The organism is Streptococcus sp. HMSC057G03 (genome assembly GCF_001808745.1).
GTDB lineage: Bacteria > Bacillota > Bacilli > Lactobacillales > Streptococcaceae > Streptococcus > Streptococcus parasanguinis_Z.
This window is the reverse complement of sequence record NZ_KV794418.1, coordinates 110,207-126,111: the sequence shown is the minus strand read 5'-3', so window position 1 is coordinate 126,111 and position 15,905 is coordinate 110,207. Positions and strand designations below refer to the sequence as shown.

The window sequence follows — 15,905 nt, the reverse complement described above, 5'->3', positions numbered from 1 at the left end:
TTAAGAGGCTAGGACTTTTGTCCTAGCCTCTTTTTAGTGGTAACTTAAATCTCATATCCCATGAGGAGCCCGCCTTCTTCGGCGTAGAAACTACAAAGTCCAGAAGTAGGAAGGACTTCGATCATTGCATGGGCAAATTTTTCACGAACCAATGCAGAGAATTGCTCGATAAACTTTTCATTGTTGCGGTGGGCGATGGTGATATGTCCGCCATTATAGCCTGCCTTGATTAATTCATCAAAAGCTGCCTTGATCGCTTTCTTTTGGCCCCGTGCTTTTTGAAGCAACTCGAGGGTACCCGTCTTACTAGCTTCCCCGACCATACGGATATTGAGGAGCCCGACAACAGTTCCGAGCAATTTGCTGAGACGCCCATTTTTGACCAGATTATCAACCTTGGCCAAAACAAAGAGCAACTTCGTCTTAGACTGGTAGGTCGTGATCACATCGACTACTTGATCAAAATCGAGACCTTCAGCGACCAACTGATTGAGCTTACGAACGATCAGGTCCACCTCACCCCCAGCTGACAAGCTATTAATGACGTGGATATTGGTATTCGGATGCTCTTCTAGATAAATCTTCTTGGCCACCTCAGCACTATTGTAGCTACCTGAAAGGGTTCCAGTGATGGTCACAACGACAATATTTTCAGCCCCTTCAAAGGACTTCATATAATCATCTGGACTTGGACAGGCAGACTTAGAAGCTGTCGTAGTCGCATACATCTCTTCCATCATCTGATCGATATTGAGTTGGGCGTCATCTGTATAGATGGTCTCTCCCACTTGGATGGTCAATGGGACACTGACAAACTCCGTATCCGGTGCCAGATTGTCCAAAGAGCGGTAGTCACAGCCTGAATCCGCAATAATTTTCCATTTCATCAGTTCATACCTCATAATTGTTAAAAATGTACATTGACAAGTAGTATGTCTTCTTTTACAATTATATCATGAAGTACAATGCTATCCAAGCAGATATCATCAGGTGAGACAGATAGAAAGTAAATGTTATGGCAGAAAGAAAAATATCTGAGAAATCATTGGAAAATCTCAAACGATTTAACCAAGAAAACAATGCGATTACACGAGAATCCATCGAAATCTCTCTCCTGCAATTGCTGGAGAAAAAAGATCTGAAAAAGATCACTATCTCTGAGCTGGTACAGCGTGCGGGTGTCTCTCGCGCAGCCTTTTACCGTAATTATGACTCCAAAGAAGAGATTCTAGAGTCCATCTTTCAATCTAGTATCGCAAAGATTACCAAGTCTTTAGATGGTTACAACCTCAAGACAGATCTCTATCAAGTCTGGGTCTACCTCTTTAAGGAAGTTAAGAAAGAAGCCAAGATCATTAGCCTAGCCATTGATTATAATTTCGAGCGGCTCTTGACCAAGGCAGTCTATGATTTTTTAGAAAAACGAAATGGTAGCTCCTCGAATGGCGCTGGCAGCTACCTCAATTCCTTCTGGAGCTCAGCCATTGTCTCTGTCATCTCCAAATGGATCAAGGATGGCATGAAGATCCCCGCTGAGAAAATTGCGACCCTAGGCCTGCCCCTCTTTCCACAAAAGAAAAAGTAAACACCACCGAGAGGTGGTGTTTTTCTTGCAACTATTTCCAACTAGTGAGGAAGTTGCCCCAGTCGCAAAATTTCGGTATGATGGTAGGAGTTAACTACGAGCGTGGAGGTTGAAATGAAACGAGTGAATAAGAAAATAGTAGGAGTACTAGTCCTTTTAGTAAGTATAGGATCTTTCTACTTGTGGAAGCAAGTACAAAAGCATGGAAAAACGAGTCAGCAAGAAACCAAGCAGAAATATATTGATTCGAAAACTGAGAAACCAACAATTCATGTTTTTGATGACAATAAATTTGTATTTGTTGCGCAAAAAGATGGTTTAGGAGGTATTGCATTTGGTCAAGATTATATTTCTGTTTTGGATGTCCATCAAAAACAGATCAATGAAAGTATGATTGATAGAGAGAAAAATGGCTCACCTAAAATTGCAAAAGACGAGTATTTTAATATTATTTCTTATGATTTGAATGCTTCTGGCTTTCCAAGTAAGAAAACGGAAGTATATCAATTATTAGAGAAAAAAGAGTATCGAGGCGCGTACGATATCAGTCAGTATTATGCTGATAACAAGGATTACATACCGGTAACTTTGTATAAAGTTGGAAATAATGATAGTAGAAAAATCCTAGTTGATATTACAAATCAAAAAATTGAAGACCTTGAAAATTTTGAGGATTATGGTAAATCACTTTTTTCTGCCGCTGAACAGGAAATGTCTAAGGGGAATGTTTATAATAACATTCGACAAGCTATGAAAGAAAAGTACCATTTGAAATTCACAGCTGGTTATATTGATACCTTACTTTCAAAAGAAGATCGTGAAAATATAGACATCTCCAATACAAATTTTGCCCAAGACTATCCGGAAATGACTAAGGATATAAAGGATTTAGCTCGTTTATATATGAGACCTAAACAGTACTCAACCAAAGAGTGGTTTGATACAGTTCTTCATTGGTTTGCACCAAAGGGGCAGGACGTGTTAGAGGTCTATGCGACGGATCTAAAGACCGGTGAGAAAACACAAATAAAATCCTACGATGAACTGCAGGCTTGGTCTACTAATCATCCAGAGTAAAGTGGGAAAGAAACAATATGAAAAGAAAAAGTTACGTTGAAAATATTAAAAATAAAAATGAGTAAACAAATGGAACTAAAATTTAAAAATTCAAATATGACATGTTTTCAGATTGTCCAGATAGATCAAGAATCGAAGAAGTATATCATGGATACGAGTACAATGAGTCCTAAGAGTTATTACTGGGGAATTAAAACAAATACGATTACAGTGGACATGGTGGAGATTGAAAAGAATAATACCCAGTTCGAAATTAAACCTACAACACCTATCAGTACGACAATGGCAGCCATCATTGTCCAACCAATTGTCAAAGTTGGTTATGATGTTCTAAAGCGGCTTTTCATTCAAAACAATCTTAGTGAGCAAGTATTATTTAAGTTATTACTCTTTGCAATTTCTATGCTGATTTCTTATTTTGCCATTCTGATTTCATTAAAGGTGGCCCATAAAAAAGCTGATAAATGGATTCCTAAAAACAGCCGTAAATACACAGTTACCTTTACAACTATTAAGAAAAGTAACGGAGGAGTATATCCTTTAGTTGGAGCAATTTTCATTTGTTTACTTTTCTTTATTGGTTTGAATAATGGAACAGAAGGAGCTTTTTTGGTAATCAATGGAATTGTATCCTTATTCTTTTTCATGTTTACTCTAGGAAGTTACCCAATTGCTTATCCCTACAAGCAAGGTCAAATTGTTCTTGAAAAAATAGAAGAACAGTAGAAGTTTTGTGATATCGTAGAAGTTACTTAATTGGCAAATACCATTAATTCAGAAAGTGATGAAATAAAATAAATGGAAGTTAATTTTAAAGCCTTGGATGTCTATTATTTTGGCATCCTTGAAATGAATGGAAAAAGGTATGTTTTAGATTCAAATTCGTTGACATCTAAACGTTACTATTGGGGATTTGCTCCTAAGGAATTCAAGTTGGATATCATAGAGTTAGAGGATTCAAATAGAAACTTTGACAAAAAGATTAAAATGGCTCCGGAAGGTAGCCATTCGATAGCGGTAGGTATTGGAATTGCACTTAGTTCGGTACTATATAGAATAGGGGCTGGAATTTTTAGATATTATAGCATTAGTCAGAATCTCTATTTAAAAATCTTGTTATTTCTAATGTCATTTCTGATAGCTTTTGTCATTTATAGATTCATCCTCTGGAGATCTCGAAAGGAAATTGCTAGACGCCTTACACCCAATCGTCCAAAATATAAGATCGTCTTTCGAAATGTAAAGAAGCAACGACAATTTCATGCTTATGTTTTTCTTATTCCAATTTTTATTGTGTTTGGATTCTATATGAATACTCATGATGGAACTGAAGCTTGTTTTCTTTATATCAATGGCATGTTGGCTTATCTTTGTATTTGGATAGAGTCAGGTAGTATTCTATTTGAATATGCATATGAGAAAGGGCGTGTTGAATTTGAGAGACTGGAAGCAGTGGATGAGGATAAATCTGTTTAGAAAGAAAATTAAAAGGAACTTTGCATGCTAAAAAAAGCAAAAATTGAACAATTATCAAAAATCAATCTTCGTTACCGGATATTACAAATGGATGGTGAGTCTTATTTAGTCGATGCCGATCGTCCCTTTCTCATTAGCTATTTCTTTCCATGGATTTTAAGCTTCATCCCTCATCGAGCCTATCCTTTAACTAAGGAAGAAGTGCAGACTCTAGCTCCCTCGGATCTTTCTAAAGTTCTCAATAAAAAGGATACTCAGAAGAAAGGTCTTGCTTCAGCTTTCGGTATGGGTACAACTGCCGTGCTGTTATCGAAAGCCTTTCCTATTGAAAAGTATCTCTATTTTTCTTCGCATGTGCTAAATCTGGGAATCTTGCTTCTAGTATATAGCCTTGTAATAGGGATTCGGATATGGATAAGCATTCGGAAACCGATGCCTAACATTGTTAATAGCAACCACCCTATAAAGGTATACCTCGTCACAAATGATAGAAAGCATCGATTATTATCAATGATGGCTCCAACTATTTTTGCTGGATTGGTTGTATTTTCATCTTGTGCAATATTTAGTAATATTGCTCCAAACTTTATCCTTCATGTAGCTTTGTTGATATTTTTATCGCTCTTCATGTTTTTTGGTAATATACTATTTTTTTCACCAGTGGTGGATTACAAAGTGAAAATTAAATCTCCTAGAAAGGATCTGTTTAAATCGTGAAAATGACAAAGAAAAAAATGATGCTAGCCTTACTGGTTTTGCTCTCGCTCATTGGTGGGATTTGGCTTTATATCCGTTTTTCAACTGAGAGTTATTACAAGCAATTTCAGGATTATAGTGGAAAAGCGAAAATTGATGACTATGAGATGATTGCGGATGGTGCGGGCATTATTACTCACTGGAAATCAACGGATCCCAAGGAAGATCGCTTGATGAGGGAATATGGGTCTTATTATTATTTTGATCCTGTCAGAGTCGGTTCAAAGCATATTTTGCATATGAATGTGAAATTTAGAGAAAATTTTTACTATCGTACAACTCCTCCAGAAAAGGATGAATATTGGACTGTTAGTGTCTACAAGGTTAATGGAGAACGATTGAAAGAAGAGAAAGAGATTGATTTGTTTAAAGTTGTTGAACAATTTGATCCGGATTATATTCCTACAGAATTAGGCTCAGTGTATTCATGGAATGGACGTGAGTTGGTTTCCTTACAAATTCGCAGTACCAAAGATAACTCAGTTCGAAAAATGATGTACTTGAATCTAGACACTCGTAAACTGGAAAGAAATGAGACCTTAGAGAATGATCACCAAAGAAAACCGATTCCAGATTTCAATGTACCAATTGATCGTGAGAAGAGCAGTATTGAAGAATTGAATTTTTTTAAAAATTGGTTTTCGATTGATCCCAAGGATCTCTCAAAAACGCAATTTAAGAAATCTTCCAAGGCCTATCAACTCTTAAAACAAAAAGATACTAAAGTCATAGTAATAAAGCCCCAGAATAGTGCGGATCAATATGCAAGAAGTATTGCTGTATTTGAACTCTTTATGAAGAAGGGTGTAAATCTCTATAGAGATGCTACGATTCCGGCTGAGCTTTCAAAGGATGGACAAGTCCATACAACACAAACTAAAGAAGAATTAGATCAATATTACGATCTGGAGAAGGCGCGTAAGATATATAATGAGATTGATTGAAGTAAGAAATACAAAGGACAAGAACGATGATCGAAGAACGAATCCAAGCTGCTAAGCAGTATGTTAAAATCTTATTTGCTGATCGAGCGGATGGCCATGATGTAGAGCATACCCTCCGAGTCTATACCAATGCGATGAGAATCGCACAAGCAGAAGGTCCATGTGATCTGGAGATAGTGGGCTTGTCAGCCCTTCTTCACGATGCTGATGATGATAAATTGTTTCAAACAGAGAATAATGCAAATGCTCGCATGTTTCTAGAAGAGATCGGTATTCCTCAAGACCAAATTGACCAGATTTGTCGGGTTATCAATGCTGTTTCTTTCAGCAAAAATCGTGGGAAACATCCAGAAACCTTAGAAGGCAAGATTGTCCAGGATGCAGACCGCCTAGATGCGATAGGAGCTGTAGGAATTGCGCGAACTTTTTCCTATGGTGGCCACAAAGGGAGGTCCCTTACTGATACTGTCCAACATTTCCATGACAAGTTGCTTCTCTTAAAAGATGAAATGAACACGGAGACTGCCAAACAAATGGCAGAAAGTCGCCATCAATTTTTAATCATCTTTCTAAATGAACTAGAAAAGGAACTCTAACAAAAGAGAGTGGGACAGAAATCGGTAATTCGTTAGAATTCGATTTCGTCGTCCCACCTCCGCACAGTTGAGTAGGGCTGTAAAAGCTGATGAAATCAGCGTAGTAGAGCCCACTCAACCACTGCGTCTTGCTCTACAATCCAAAAATAATTGAGAGGCTAGGACTTTTGTCCCAGCCTCTTTCTTTAATCTTGCATCATAGCTAAAAGGTCCTCTCCTGTAGTGGTTGGAAGGATCCGAACTCGTTTGAGGGAATAGAGTCCATCAGCGGAGCTGGCTAGTCCATTTTTAGTGGTGAGGCCTAGTTTGTAGTCAGCTTTCTTGGCTTGGTCGATTGTGACCTGGCTGTAGCGACCAGATGGGTAGACGATAACGCTGGTATTTTGATCCAGCACCTTATCCAGCAGGCGTTTAGAAGCGACCAGCTCATTCTTTTGGGTCTCAAGACTGGAATTGGCTAGGTCTGGATGATTGACCGTATGGCTTTCAAAGGTCAAGCCAGCACTTTTCATCTCTTTGATTTGGTCAAAGGTCAGGACATTTTCTTTTTCCTTTTGGGTAAAGTCCGTGATGATATTGTTAGTGGCGGTCATCTTGTACTTCTTAAGAAGCGGATAGACGATGGTATAGAAATCCTCGACGCCATCATCAAAGGTCAACCAGACATATTTCTTTCCTTTTGGCACTTCATTTTTTGCGAGGATCCGATAGGCTTCCTCAGGTGTCAGGGTGTAATAACCTGCTTTTTTCAGGGCCTTTAGTTGGCTTTCAAAGGTCTCTGGATCGACAATCAGATTGGCATTGGCAGCTTCTGACTCGTCCATATTGTGCACTGAGTGGTACATGAGGATGGGCAGTTTGACCGGCTTTTTCACCCGAGTCCACTCGATAGAGGAACTGTGTTCATCTAGCGAGCGCGTCATGGCAGTGCCGCTGGTATTTCCGTCACTCGGCTGAGTGATCCGCTTGATTAGAAGAAAGCTACAAATAAAGATACAGACCAAGAGGAGGGCATTGATTCCAAGTAGGGCTTTGATTTTTTTAGGTACTCTTCGTTTACTCATAGTGTCACCGTTTTCATTATTTTCTTTATTGTACCACAAATTCTATGTTCTTTTCCAGAACTTGCTACAGGCAGATCCTGTCATGAAAATTCAGAATTTTTAAGGCAATTGGCTGTCAAACGCTCAAGTTTTTGTTATAATGGAGCTACTATAGAAAATTCAAGGAGTCAATAGGATGTCTGTTAAGATTGCCTTACTAGGATTTGGTACTGTTGCTAGTGGCGTACCATTTTTATTAAAAGAAAACCATGAAAAAATCACCCAGGCAGCTCAAGATGAAATCGAGATCGCTAAGGTCTTGGTTCGCGACGATGCGGAAAAGGAAAAATTACAAGCTGCCGGTCATGACTACAACTTTGTGACCAATGTCGATGAGATCATTGAAGACAAGGACATTGCCATCGTGGTCGAATTGATGGGTCGTATCGAGCCAGCGAAGACTTTTATCACCCGTGCGTTGGAAGCAGGCAAGCACGTAGTTTCTGCTAACAAAGACCTTCTTGCCGTTCATGGAAGCGAGTTGCTAGAGATCGCTCAAAAACACCAAGTGGCCCTTTATTATGAAGCTGCCGTAGCTGGTGGGATCCCAATCCTTCGGACCTTGGTAAATTCCCTAGCTTCTGACAAGGTGACCAAGGTGCTCGGTGTGGTCAATGGAACATCTAACTTCATGATGACCAAAATGGTCGAAGAAGGCTGGACCTATGAGGATGCTTTAGCAGAAGCGCAACGTCTTGGTTACGCTGAAAGTGATCCAACCAACGACGTTGAAGGAATAGATGCTGCCTACAAGATGGTGATCTTGAGCCAGTTCGCTTTTGGAATGAATATCCAATTTGACCAAGTAGGTCACAAAGGAATCAGCCAAATCACTCCTCAAGATGTCTCGGTCGCTCAAAGCCTTGGATATGTCATCAAGCTGGTCGGCTCCATCGTTGAAACAGAGTCAGGGATCGCAGCAGAAGTGACACCAACCTTCCTTCCAAAACAGCATCCACTCGCAGGAGTGAACGACGTTATGAATGCAGTCTATGTAGAATCCATCGGTATTGGGGAGTCTATGTACTACGGACCAGGTGCTGGTCAAAAACCAACTGCGACCAGTGTCGTAGCCGACCTCGTTCGCATTGTCCGTCGTCTAAAAGAAGGAACGATCGGTAAAGCCTTCAATGAATACAGCCGCCCTCTTCAATTGGCTAAGCCAGAAGACGTGAAGAACAATTATTACTTCTCAATCAAGGCACCAGATGCGACAGGTCAAATCTTGCGTCTTGCGGAAATCTTTAATGCAGAAGGAGCTTCCTTCAAGCAAATCCTCCAAGAAGACTCAGATGGTCACTATGCAAGTGTCGTCATCATTACTCACCAAGTTAACCAAACACAATTCAAGAACTTGGTTGAAAAATTGGATTCAGAGGCGAATTTCGAACTCTTGAATACCTTTAAGGTCTTGGGAGAATAAGCATGAAAATTATTGTTCCAGCAACCAGTGCCAATGTAGGGCCAGGATTTGATTCTGTTGGGATTGCCGTGACTCGCTATTTGACCATTGAAGTCCTTGAACCAGCAGATGCTTGGTTTATTGAGCATGATCTTGGAGCAGGGATTCCGACAGACGAGAAAAACCTCTTGCTCTCAACAGCCCTTTCTATCTCAACGGATATGCAGCCTCATCGGATCAAGATGACTAGTGAAGTGCCTTTGGCGCGTGGTCTTGGTTCTTCTAGCTCTGTCATTGTCGCAGGGATTGAATTGGCCAACCAATTAGCTAACCTCCAGCTATCAGATGCTGAGAAACTGCGCATCGCGACCGAGATCGAAGGTCATCCGGATAATGTAGCTCCAGCTATCTTTGGGAATATGGTCATCGCGAGCTACATCGGTGAAGATGTCCAATATGTCACAGCTGACTTTCCAACCTGTGACCTTGTGGCCTTTGTACCGAGCTACCAATTGAAGACAAGTGATAGTCGGAATGTCCTACCGAAAGAATGGTCTTATAAGGAAGCTGTTGCAGCTAGTAGCGTAGCCAATGTCGCTATCGCAGCTCTCCTCAAGGGAGATTTACTGACGGCTGGTCGCTCCATCGAGTCTGATCATTTCCACGAACGCTACCGTCAATCTCTTGTCAAAGAGTTTCCTCAGGTCAAAGAAGTCGCGCATGCGCATGGGGCTTACGCCACCTATCTGTCGGGAGCAGGCCCAACGATCATGAACCTCTTAGCGCCAGATCATACAGCAGCCTTTGTCGCAGCTCTCGAAAAACTCGGGCTAGATGGTCAGATTTTCCAACTTAAAATTGACACATTTGGCGTTCGTGTTGAGAAATAAACCTCAATGTAACACAAATGAAAGAAGGATGTATACGAATGTATATGTCCTTTTTGCTTCTCCTATGGTAGAATGGGAATTGTATGGGAAAAAGCTCAAGCTTTCCCGAAAGTTTAGGGGGGAAAACATGAAACCAGAATATTTATATAGCATTGCTACCGATCTTGGGCTGCAATTTGATGGCGAAGCCCGTGTGATGTACGGGGAGCGTGAAGGCTTCTTATTAGTCATTGAAGGCGCTCAAACCAAGAATGTATTTACCATTTCACTCAGTGTGAAACAAGGTTCTGAAGGAGACTTAATCGAAGATAGCGAGATTCTTTGGAATGAACTAAAAGAACAATCAAAAGCCATTAATGCCATCTCTTTTGATGGTTACTTGACCTCGATCGTCGTCAAGGGCGGAATGACCAAAGGGAAGGCTGTCGAAACCTTATGGACAGCAATCCAAGATATTGTTGATTTCTTGCTCAACCACCAATTTGTGCAAGTGAATGCGCAAACGGGTGAGGAAGGACCAATCGGTCTGTATCAAATTGGAGATGCGATCTTTTTAATCGACGATGAAACCTTTAGAGCCTACCAAGCCGAAGTGCAAGATACAGTTGAGGCTTATGAAGCGCGGGAAGAAAACTTCCTTTTAGGGATTGTAGGGGCTGTGATCGGTGTGATCATCGGTGGAGCAGTTGCCCTCTTGGTAGCGCGTCTTGGCTATGTATCTGTTTTAGCAGGGGCTGCCCTCGGTTATTGTACTATCAAAGGTTATGAGATCCTTGGTAAGAAATTGACTAAAAAAGGTGTGGTAGTTTCAGCTATTTTGATGGTCTTGACGGTCTTTTTGGTCAACCAATTAGATTATACTTTGGCGCTCATGAGTGAACTGGATTTGCCATTTGGTATGACCTGGACGATTCTCAATGAAGCGACATTCTCAGGGGACGTCCCAGATAAATTTTACTTGAATCTAGGCTTGCTAGCTGTCTTTACTCTTGGTGGTGCTTGGATTTCGGTCAAATCAGCTCTAGATGGACAAAAGAATCGTGCCATTGCTCGTAAAATTGCATAATGAATGATAAAAGGAAGGCCTGAATATTATAGGTCTTCTTTTGTTTTTTAGGGTCGAAAAATAGTCAAAAATTTGGTATAATAGTTTGTATTTTTATAGAGAGAGAACAGACAGAAAGATGAATGAAAAAATGAATCAAATTCTTGAAGGGATTGATATCCGTTTTCAAGAACCTTTAAAACATTATACCTTCACAAAGGTAGGTGGGAATGCTGAATTTTTAGCCTTTCCTCGCAACCAATACGAATTAAAACGCATCGTTCAATTTGCCAACCAAGAACAAATCCCATGGATGGTCCTGGGCAATGCGTCCAATATCATTGTCCGTGATGGGGGCATTCCGGGATTTGTCATTATGTTTGATCGCTTGCGAGATATCAGTGTGGATGGTTATGTGATCGAAGCAGAGGCAGGAGCTAAACTCATCGACACCACTCATGTGGCATTGCACCATAGTTTGAAAGGCTTCGAGTTTGCTAGTGGCATTCCAGGCAGTGTCGGTGGTGCTGTCTTTATGAATGCGGGAGCCTATGGGGGAGAAATCGCTCATGTCCTAGTATCCTGTAAGGTCTTGACCAAAGACGGGGAGATCGAAACTCTGTCAGCGAGTGAACTAGCTTTCGGTTACCGTCATTCTAAGATTCAAGAGACAGGTGCTGTCGTCATCTCTGCCAAATTTGCTTTGTCACCAGGCAATCACGAGCAAATCAAACAGGAGATGGATCGGTTGACCCATCTTCGTCAGTTGAAACAACCCCTTGAATACCCTTCTTGTGGATCTGTCTTTAAGCGTCCTGTTGGCCATTTTGCAGGTCAATTAATCAGTGAAGCAGGTCTAAAGGGCTATCGAATCGGTGGTGTGGAAGTTTCTGAAAAACATGCCGGCTTTATGGTCAATGTCGATAATGGAACGGCTAAGGACTATGAAGATTTGATCGCCCATGTCATTGAGGCAGTAGAAGCTCACTCAGGCGTCCGTTTAGAACCAGAAGTTCGCATAATCGGCCAAGCCTAAAAGCTTAAGTATTGAAGAACAATTGATTGTGAATCATCGATAGCATCAGTCGGAGAGGGGGTGAGTGCCTATCGATACCGTAAATAGGTGGGGCAGTCTAGTAAGTCCCCGAGAGGTATTGGTGGTCTGACAGGTCTTCCTGTCAGCCGCTGCGTTTTCGTTTGAAAAGCAGTTTGCTAATCGCAGTAAAGAAGGAATTTGTGTGAATTGAAAAAACCAATTATTGAGTTTAAAAATGTTTCAAAGGTCTTTGAAGATAGCGGAACCGTTGTCCTAAAGGATATCAATTTTGAATTGGAAGAAGGGAAGTTCTATACCCTGCTCGGTGCATCTGGATCAGGAAAATCAACTATCCTTAATATTATTGCTGGTCTTTTGGATGCTAGCTCTGGAGATGTCTACCTTGATGGGGAACGGATCAATGATGTCCCTACCAACAAGCGGGATGTCCACACCGTCTTTCAGTCCTATGCCCTGTTTCCGCATATGACGGTCTTTGAAAATGTGGCTTTCCCCCTTCGTTTGAAAAAGCTGGACAAGGCTGAGATTGAACGCCGTGTTTCAGAAGTCTTGAAAATGGTCCAGTTAGCAGGATTTGAAAAACGTTCAATCCAAAAATTATCGGGTGGTCAACGCCAGCGGGTAGCTATTGCCCGGGCTATTATCAATGAACCACGAGTGGTCCTTTTAGATGAGCCTTTGTCTGCACTTGACTTGAAACTTCGGACAGACATGCAGTATGAGTTGCGGGAATTGCAACAACGCTTGGGCATTACCTTTGTCTTTGTTACCCACGACCAAGAAGAAGCCCTTGCCATGAGTGACTGGATCTTTGTCATGAATGAAGGAGAGATCGTCCAATCTGGTACACCAGTAGATATCTATGATGAACCGATCAACCACTTTGTAGCGACTTTTATCGGGGAGTCTAACATTCTAGATGGTCGCATGATCGAGGACTACTTGGTTGAGTTCAATGGAAAACGCTTTGAAGCCGTCGATGGGGGAATGCGTCCAAATGAACCAGTTGAAGTCGTCATTCGTCCTGAAGACTTGCAAATCACCCTTCCTGAAGAAGGCAAGCTTCAAGTGAAGGTGGACACCCAGCTTTTCCGTGGTGTGCATTATGAGATCATCGCCTATGATGATTTGGGAAATGAGTGGATGATTCACTCCACTCGGAAGGCCATCGTAGGAGAAGTTATCGGGCTAGACTTTGAACCAGAAGATATCCACGTTATGCGTCTCAACGAAACCGAAGAAGAATTCGATGCGCGGATCGAAGAGTACGTTGAAGTGGAAGAGCAAGAAGCTGGTTTGATTAATGCCATTGAGGAGGAAAGAGATGAAGAAAACAACCTCTAATCTATTTATCCTCCCCTATTTCTTGTGGATTTTTCTCTTTGTCTTGGCTCCTGTAGTCATGATCATCTTTCAATCCTTTTTTAACGTTGAAGGGCAGTTTTCACTTGAAAACTACAAAGAGTTCTTTACTTCGCAAAATCTGACCTATTTAAAGATGAGCTTTAATTCGGTTCTTTATGCCGGAATTGTCACCCTGGTGACGCTCTTGATCTCCTATCCAACTGCTTACTTTTTGACGCTTCTTAAACACCGGCAGTTGTGGTTAATGTTGATCGTCTTGCCAACCTGGGTTAATCTCTTGCTCAAGGCCTATGCCTTTATCGGTATCTTTGGTCAAAACGGCTCCATCAATAGCTTTTTAAGCTTTCTCGGAGTCGCTCCCCAGCAGATCCTCTTTACCGATTTCTCCTTTATCTTTGTAGCCAGCTACATCGAGTTGCCTTTTATGATCTTGCCGATCTTTAATGTCTTAGATGACTTAGATCCAAACTTGATCAATGCCAGCTATGATTTGGGAGCCAATCGTTGGGATACCTTCCGTCATGTGGTCTTTCCTTTGTCCATGAATGGAGTCCGCTCAGGTGTGCAGTCTGTCTTTATTCCTAGTCTGAGCCTCTTCATGTTGACACGGATGATCGGTGGAAACCGGGTCATTACTTTGGGGACTGCGATTGAACAGCACTTCCTGACTACACAAAACTGGGGAATGGGTTCCACCATCGGAGTTGTTCTGATCCTTGCTATGCTCCTTACCATGTGGGCAACAAGAGAAAGGAGAGAACGATGAAAAAAGTATCCCATTTCTATCTAGGCTTCGTCTTTCTGATCCTCTATCTTCCCATCTTCTATTTGATCTTTTATGCCTTCAATAAAGGGGGAGATATGAATGCCTTCACGGGCTTCACGCTTGAGCATTTCAATGAATTGTTCGCAGATAGTCGCCTGATGCTGATCTTATCAGAGACCTTCCTCTTGGCCTTCTTGTCAGCCTTGATTGCGACAGTGATTGGAACCTTTGGAGCCATTTATATTTACCAATCCAAGAAAAAGTTAGAAGGACCATTGCTCTCCATCAACAACATTCTCATGGTAGCACCAGACGTTATGATCGGGGCCAGCTTCTTGATTCTCTTTACGACGGTGAAGTACCAGCTAGGTTTCCTATCTGTTCTGGCTAGTCACGTGGCCTTCTCGATTCCCATTGTGGTCTTGATGGTCTTGCCACGACTCAAGGAAATGAACCGGGATATGGTCAATGCGGCCTATGACTTGGGAGCTACCCAAGTGCAAATGCTCAAAGAGATCATGTTGCCGTATCTGACACCAGCCATTATTGCCGGCTACTTTATGGCCTTTACCTATTCGCTTGACGACTTTGCCGTGACCTTCTTTGTAACCGGAAATGGCTTTACAACCTTGTCTGTAGAGATCTACTCACGTGCGCGTCAAGGAATTTCCCTCAGTATCAATGCCTTGTCCGCCCTTGTCTTTCTCTTTAGTGTGCTCTTGGTCATCGGTTATTACTTTATTACCCGTGAAAAGGAGGAAGCAGCATGAAAAAACTTTATTCATTCCTAACTGGGATTGTCCTTGTCATTCTGATCCTCTGGGGAATTAGCCACCAGATCGAAGCGAGCATGAATACCAAGAATAGTGACAAGCTGGTCATCTACAACTGGGGAGATTATATCGATCCAGAATTGCTAACGGAATTCACAAAAGAGACAGGGATTCAGGTGCAATATGATACCTTTGATTCCAACGAAGCCATGTACACCAAGATCAAGCAAGGGGGAACCACCTACGATATTGCGATTCCTAGTGAATACATGATTGCCAAGATGATGGATGAACATCTGGTTGAAAAGTTGGACCAATCCAAGATCAAAGGGATGGAAAATATCGATCCAAAACTCTTGAACCAATCGTTTGATCCGGGCAACCAATATTCAGTCCCTTATTTCTGGGGGACCTTGGGGATCGTCTACAATACCAAGATGGTCAAAAATGCTCCGGAACATTGGTCAGATCTCTGGCGTGAAGAATACAGAAATGACATCATGATGTACGATGGTGCGCGTGAGGTCATGGGAATTGGTCTCAATACCTTGGGCTATAGCCTCAATGAAAAGGATCCAAAGAAATTGCAAGAGGCCGTGGATAAACTCTACACCTTGACACCAAACATCAAAGCTTTGGTGGCCGATGAGATGAAAGGCTATATGATCCAAAACAATGCGGCTATTGGGGTTACTTTCTCAGGAGAGGCTAGCCAAATGCTCGAAGCCAATAAGGATCTTCGCTATGTCGTTCCAACTGAAGCCAGCAACCTTTGGTTTGATAACATTGTCATTCCAAAAACCGTGAAAAATAAAGAAGCAGCATATGCCTTTATTAACTTTATGCTTCGTCCTAAAAATGCTTTGAAAAATGCTCTTTATGTTGGCTACTCAACGCCAAATAAAAAAGCCAAAGCCATGTTGCCAAAAGAAATCCAAAATGATCAATCCTTCTATCCAAGCGATGAAACACTGGACCATTTGGAAGTCTATCAACAATTAGGCAAGAAATTGCTTGGAGTTTATAACGATCTTTACCTTCAGGTCAAGATGTATCGAAAATAACACAAA

General features: G+C 41.5%; 17 protein-coding genes. 15 read left to right on the top strand and 2 right to left on the bottom strand.

What is annotated here, in order from left to right; all coding sequences use genetic code 11:
• Positions 1–44: 44 nt before the first annotated feature.
• On the bottom strand, positions 45–887 hold the full coding sequence (locus HMPREF2686_RS02650; protein ID WP_070449096.1) for a DegV family protein: 843 nt from the start codon (positions 885–887) through the stop codon (positions 45–47).
• A 128-nt stretch (positions 888–1,015) separates the two neighbouring features.
• Here HMPREF2686_RS02650 and HMPREF2686_RS02645 point away from each other — a divergent pair, with 128 nt between their 5' ends.
• The 7 genes from HMPREF2686_RS02645 (at position 1,016) to HMPREF2686_RS02615 (ending at position 6,434) form a co-directional block, all read left to right on the top strand.
• Positions 1,016–1,585, top strand: coding sequence for a TetR/AcrR family transcriptional regulator (locus HMPREF2686_RS02645; RefSeq protein ID WP_013903748.1), 570 nt, complete (start codon positions 1,016–1,018; stop codon positions 1,583–1,585).
• Positions 1,586–1,699: 114 nt separating this feature from the next.
• A complete protein-coding gene (locus HMPREF2686_RS02640; RefSeq protein ID WP_049473964.1) occupies positions 1,700–2,662 on the top strand; it encodes a hypothetical protein in 963 nt (320 codons plus the stop codon).
• A 57-nt stretch (positions 2,663–2,719) separates the two neighbouring features.
• Positions 2,720–3,388 carry a DUF443 domain-containing protein gene (locus HMPREF2686_RS02635; RefSeq protein WP_315940694.1) on the top strand — a complete coding sequence of 223 codons (669 nt, stop codon included), beginning with the start codon at positions 2,720–2,722 and terminating at the stop codon, positions 3,386–3,388.
• A gap of 72 nt (positions 3,389–3,460) precedes the next feature.
• The gene (locus tag HMPREF2686_RS02630) at positions 3,461–4,138 is read left to right on the top strand and encodes a DUF443 domain-containing protein (RefSeq protein ID WP_049473963.1); all 678 of its coding nucleotides are present in this window, start codon (positions 3,461–3,463) and stop codon (positions 4,136–4,138) included.
• Positions 4,139–4,162: 24 nt separating this feature from the next.
• A complete protein-coding gene (locus HMPREF2686_RS02625) occupies positions 4,163–4,855 on the top strand; it encodes a DUF443 family protein (protein ID WP_049473962.1) in 693 nt (230 codons plus the stop codon).
• Positions 4,856–4,857: 2 nt separating this feature from the next.
• A complete protein-coding gene (locus HMPREF2686_RS02620) occupies positions 4,858–5,838 on the top strand; it encodes a hypothetical protein (protein WP_261673667.1) in 981 nt (326 codons plus the stop codon).
• A gap of 26 nt (positions 5,839–5,864) precedes the next feature.
• The gene (locus tag HMPREF2686_RS02615; protein WP_049473960.1) at positions 5,865–6,434 is read left to right on the top strand and encodes an HD domain-containing protein; all 570 of its coding nucleotides are present in this window, start codon (positions 5,865–5,867) and stop codon (positions 6,432–6,434) included.
• Between the two features lie 185 nt (positions 6,435–6,619).
• Here HMPREF2686_RS02615 and HMPREF2686_RS02610 read toward each other — a convergent pair whose 3' ends face one another.
• Entirely contained in the window at positions 6,620–7,498 is an 879-nt protein-coding gene (locus HMPREF2686_RS02610; protein WP_049475047.1) for a polysaccharide deacetylase family protein, read from the bottom strand.
• Between the two features lie 175 nt (positions 7,499–7,673).
• Between HMPREF2686_RS02610 and HMPREF2686_RS02605 the strand changes: the two genes are divergently transcribed.
• The 8 genes from HMPREF2686_RS02605 to HMPREF2686_RS02570 all read left to right on the top strand — a co-directional run bounded on the left by HMPREF2686_RS02605 (position 7,674) and on the right by HMPREF2686_RS02570 (position 15,899).
• A complete protein-coding gene (locus tag HMPREF2686_RS02605) occupies positions 7,674–8,960 on the top strand; it encodes a homoserine dehydrogenase (RefSeq protein WP_049475044.1) in 1,287 nt (428 codons plus the stop codon).
• 2 nt (positions 8,961–8,962) lie between these two features.
• Positions 8,963–9,829: a homoserine kinase gene (thrB, locus tag HMPREF2686_RS02600; protein ID WP_049475043.1), complete on the top strand. Its 867-nt coding sequence runs from the start codon at positions 8,963–8,965 to the stop codon at positions 9,827–9,829.
• A 127-nt stretch (positions 9,830–9,956) separates the two neighbouring features.
• The gene (locus HMPREF2686_RS02595; RefSeq protein ID WP_049475046.1) at positions 9,957–10,895 is read left to right on the top strand and encodes a hypothetical protein; all 939 of its coding nucleotides are present in this window, start codon (positions 9,957–9,959) and stop codon (positions 10,893–10,895) included.
• 118 nt (positions 10,896–11,013) lie between these two features.
• Positions 11,014–11,910: a UDP-N-acetylmuramate dehydrogenase gene (gene murB / locus HMPREF2686_RS02590; RefSeq protein ID WP_049475042.1), complete on the top strand. Its 897-nt coding sequence runs from the start codon at positions 11,014–11,016 to the stop codon at positions 11,908–11,910.
• A gap of 207 nt (positions 11,911–12,117) precedes the next feature.
• Positions 12,118–13,275: an ABC transporter ATP-binding protein gene (locus tag HMPREF2686_RS02585; RefSeq protein ID WP_049475041.1), complete on the top strand. Its 1,158-nt coding sequence runs from the start codon at positions 12,118–12,120 to the stop codon at positions 13,273–13,275.
• Entirely contained in the window at positions 13,256–14,062 is an 807-nt protein-coding gene (locus tag HMPREF2686_RS02580) for an ABC transporter permease (RefSeq protein ID WP_049475040.1), read from the top strand. Before HMPREF2686_RS02585 ends, HMPREF2686_RS02580 begins: the two co-directional genes overlap by 20 nt.
• Positions 14,059–14,832, top strand: a complete 774-nt coding sequence (locus HMPREF2686_RS02575) for an ABC transporter permease (RefSeq protein ID WP_003002847.1) — start codon at positions 14,059–14,061, stop codon at positions 14,830–14,832. Before HMPREF2686_RS02580 ends, HMPREF2686_RS02575 begins: the two co-directional genes overlap by 4 nt.
• Complete coding sequence (locus HMPREF2686_RS02570) at positions 14,829–15,899, top strand: ABC transporter substrate-binding protein (protein ID WP_049475039.1); 1,071 nt, start codon at positions 14,829–14,831, stop codon at positions 15,897–15,899. Before HMPREF2686_RS02575 ends, HMPREF2686_RS02570 begins: the two co-directional genes overlap by 4 nt.
• Positions 15,900–15,905 lie beyond the last annotated feature (6 nt).

Excerpts from the sequence above, each read along its gene's own strand:
- HMPREF2686_RS02570 (WP_049475039.1), top strand. The coding sequence starts at position 14,829 with ATGAAAAAACTTTATTCATTCCTAACTGGGATTGTCCTTGTCATTCTG.
- HMPREF2686_RS02580 (WP_049475040.1), top strand. The coding sequence starts at position 13,256 with ATGAAGAAAACAACCTCTAATCTATTTATCCTCCCCTATTTCTTGTGG.
- HMPREF2686_RS02610 (WP_049475047.1), bottom strand. The coding sequence starts at position 7,498 with ATGAGTAAACGAAGAGTACCTAAAAAAATCAAAGCCCTACTTGGAATC.
- HMPREF2686_RS02635 (WP_315940694.1), top strand. The coding sequence starts at position 2,720 with ATGAGTAAACAAATGGAACTAAAATTTAAAAATTCAAATATGACATGT.
- HMPREF2686_RS02605 (WP_049475044.1), top strand. The coding sequence starts at position 7,674 with ATGTCTGTTAAGATTGCCTTACTAGGATTTGGTACTGTTGCTAGTGGC.
- HMPREF2686_RS02630 (WP_049473963.1), top strand. The coding sequence starts at position 3,461 with ATGGAAGTTAATTTTAAAGCCTTGGATGTCTATTATTTTGGCATCCTT.
- HMPREF2686_RS02615 (WP_049473960.1), top strand. The coding sequence starts at position 5,865 with ATGATCGAAGAACGAATCCAAGCTGCTAAGCAGTATGTTAAAATCTTA.
- murB (WP_049475042.1), top strand. The coding sequence starts at position 11,014 with ATGAATGAAAAAATGAATCAAATTCTTGAAGGGATTGATATCCGTTTT.
- HMPREF2686_RS02620 (WP_261673667.1), top strand. The coding sequence starts at position 4,858 with ATGACAAAGAAAAAAATGATGCTAGCCTTACTGGTTTTGCTCTCGCTC.
- HMPREF2686_RS02625 (WP_049473962.1), top strand. The coding sequence starts at position 4,163 with ATGCTAAAAAAAGCAAAAATTGAACAATTATCAAAAATCAATCTTCGT.
- thrB (WP_049475043.1), top strand. The coding sequence starts at position 8,963 with ATGAAAATTATTGTTCCAGCAACCAGTGCCAATGTAGGGCCAGGATTT.
- HMPREF2686_RS02575 (WP_003002847.1), top strand. The coding sequence starts at position 14,059 with ATGAAAAAAGTATCCCATTTCTATCTAGGCTTCGTCTTTCTGATCCTC.
- HMPREF2686_RS02645 (WP_013903748.1), top strand. The coding sequence starts at position 1,016 with ATGGCAGAAAGAAAAATATCTGAGAAATCATTGGAAAATCTCAAACGA.
- HMPREF2686_RS02640 (WP_049473964.1), top strand. The coding sequence starts at position 1,700 with ATGAAACGAGTGAATAAGAAAATAGTAGGAGTACTAGTCCTTTTAGTA.
- HMPREF2686_RS02650 (WP_070449096.1), bottom strand. The coding sequence starts at position 887 with ATGAAATGGAAAATTATTGCGGATTCAGGCTGTGACTACCGCTCTTTG.
- HMPREF2686_RS02595 (WP_049475046.1), top strand. The coding sequence starts at position 9,957 with ATGAAACCAGAATATTTATATAGCATTGCTACCGATCTTGGGCTGCAA.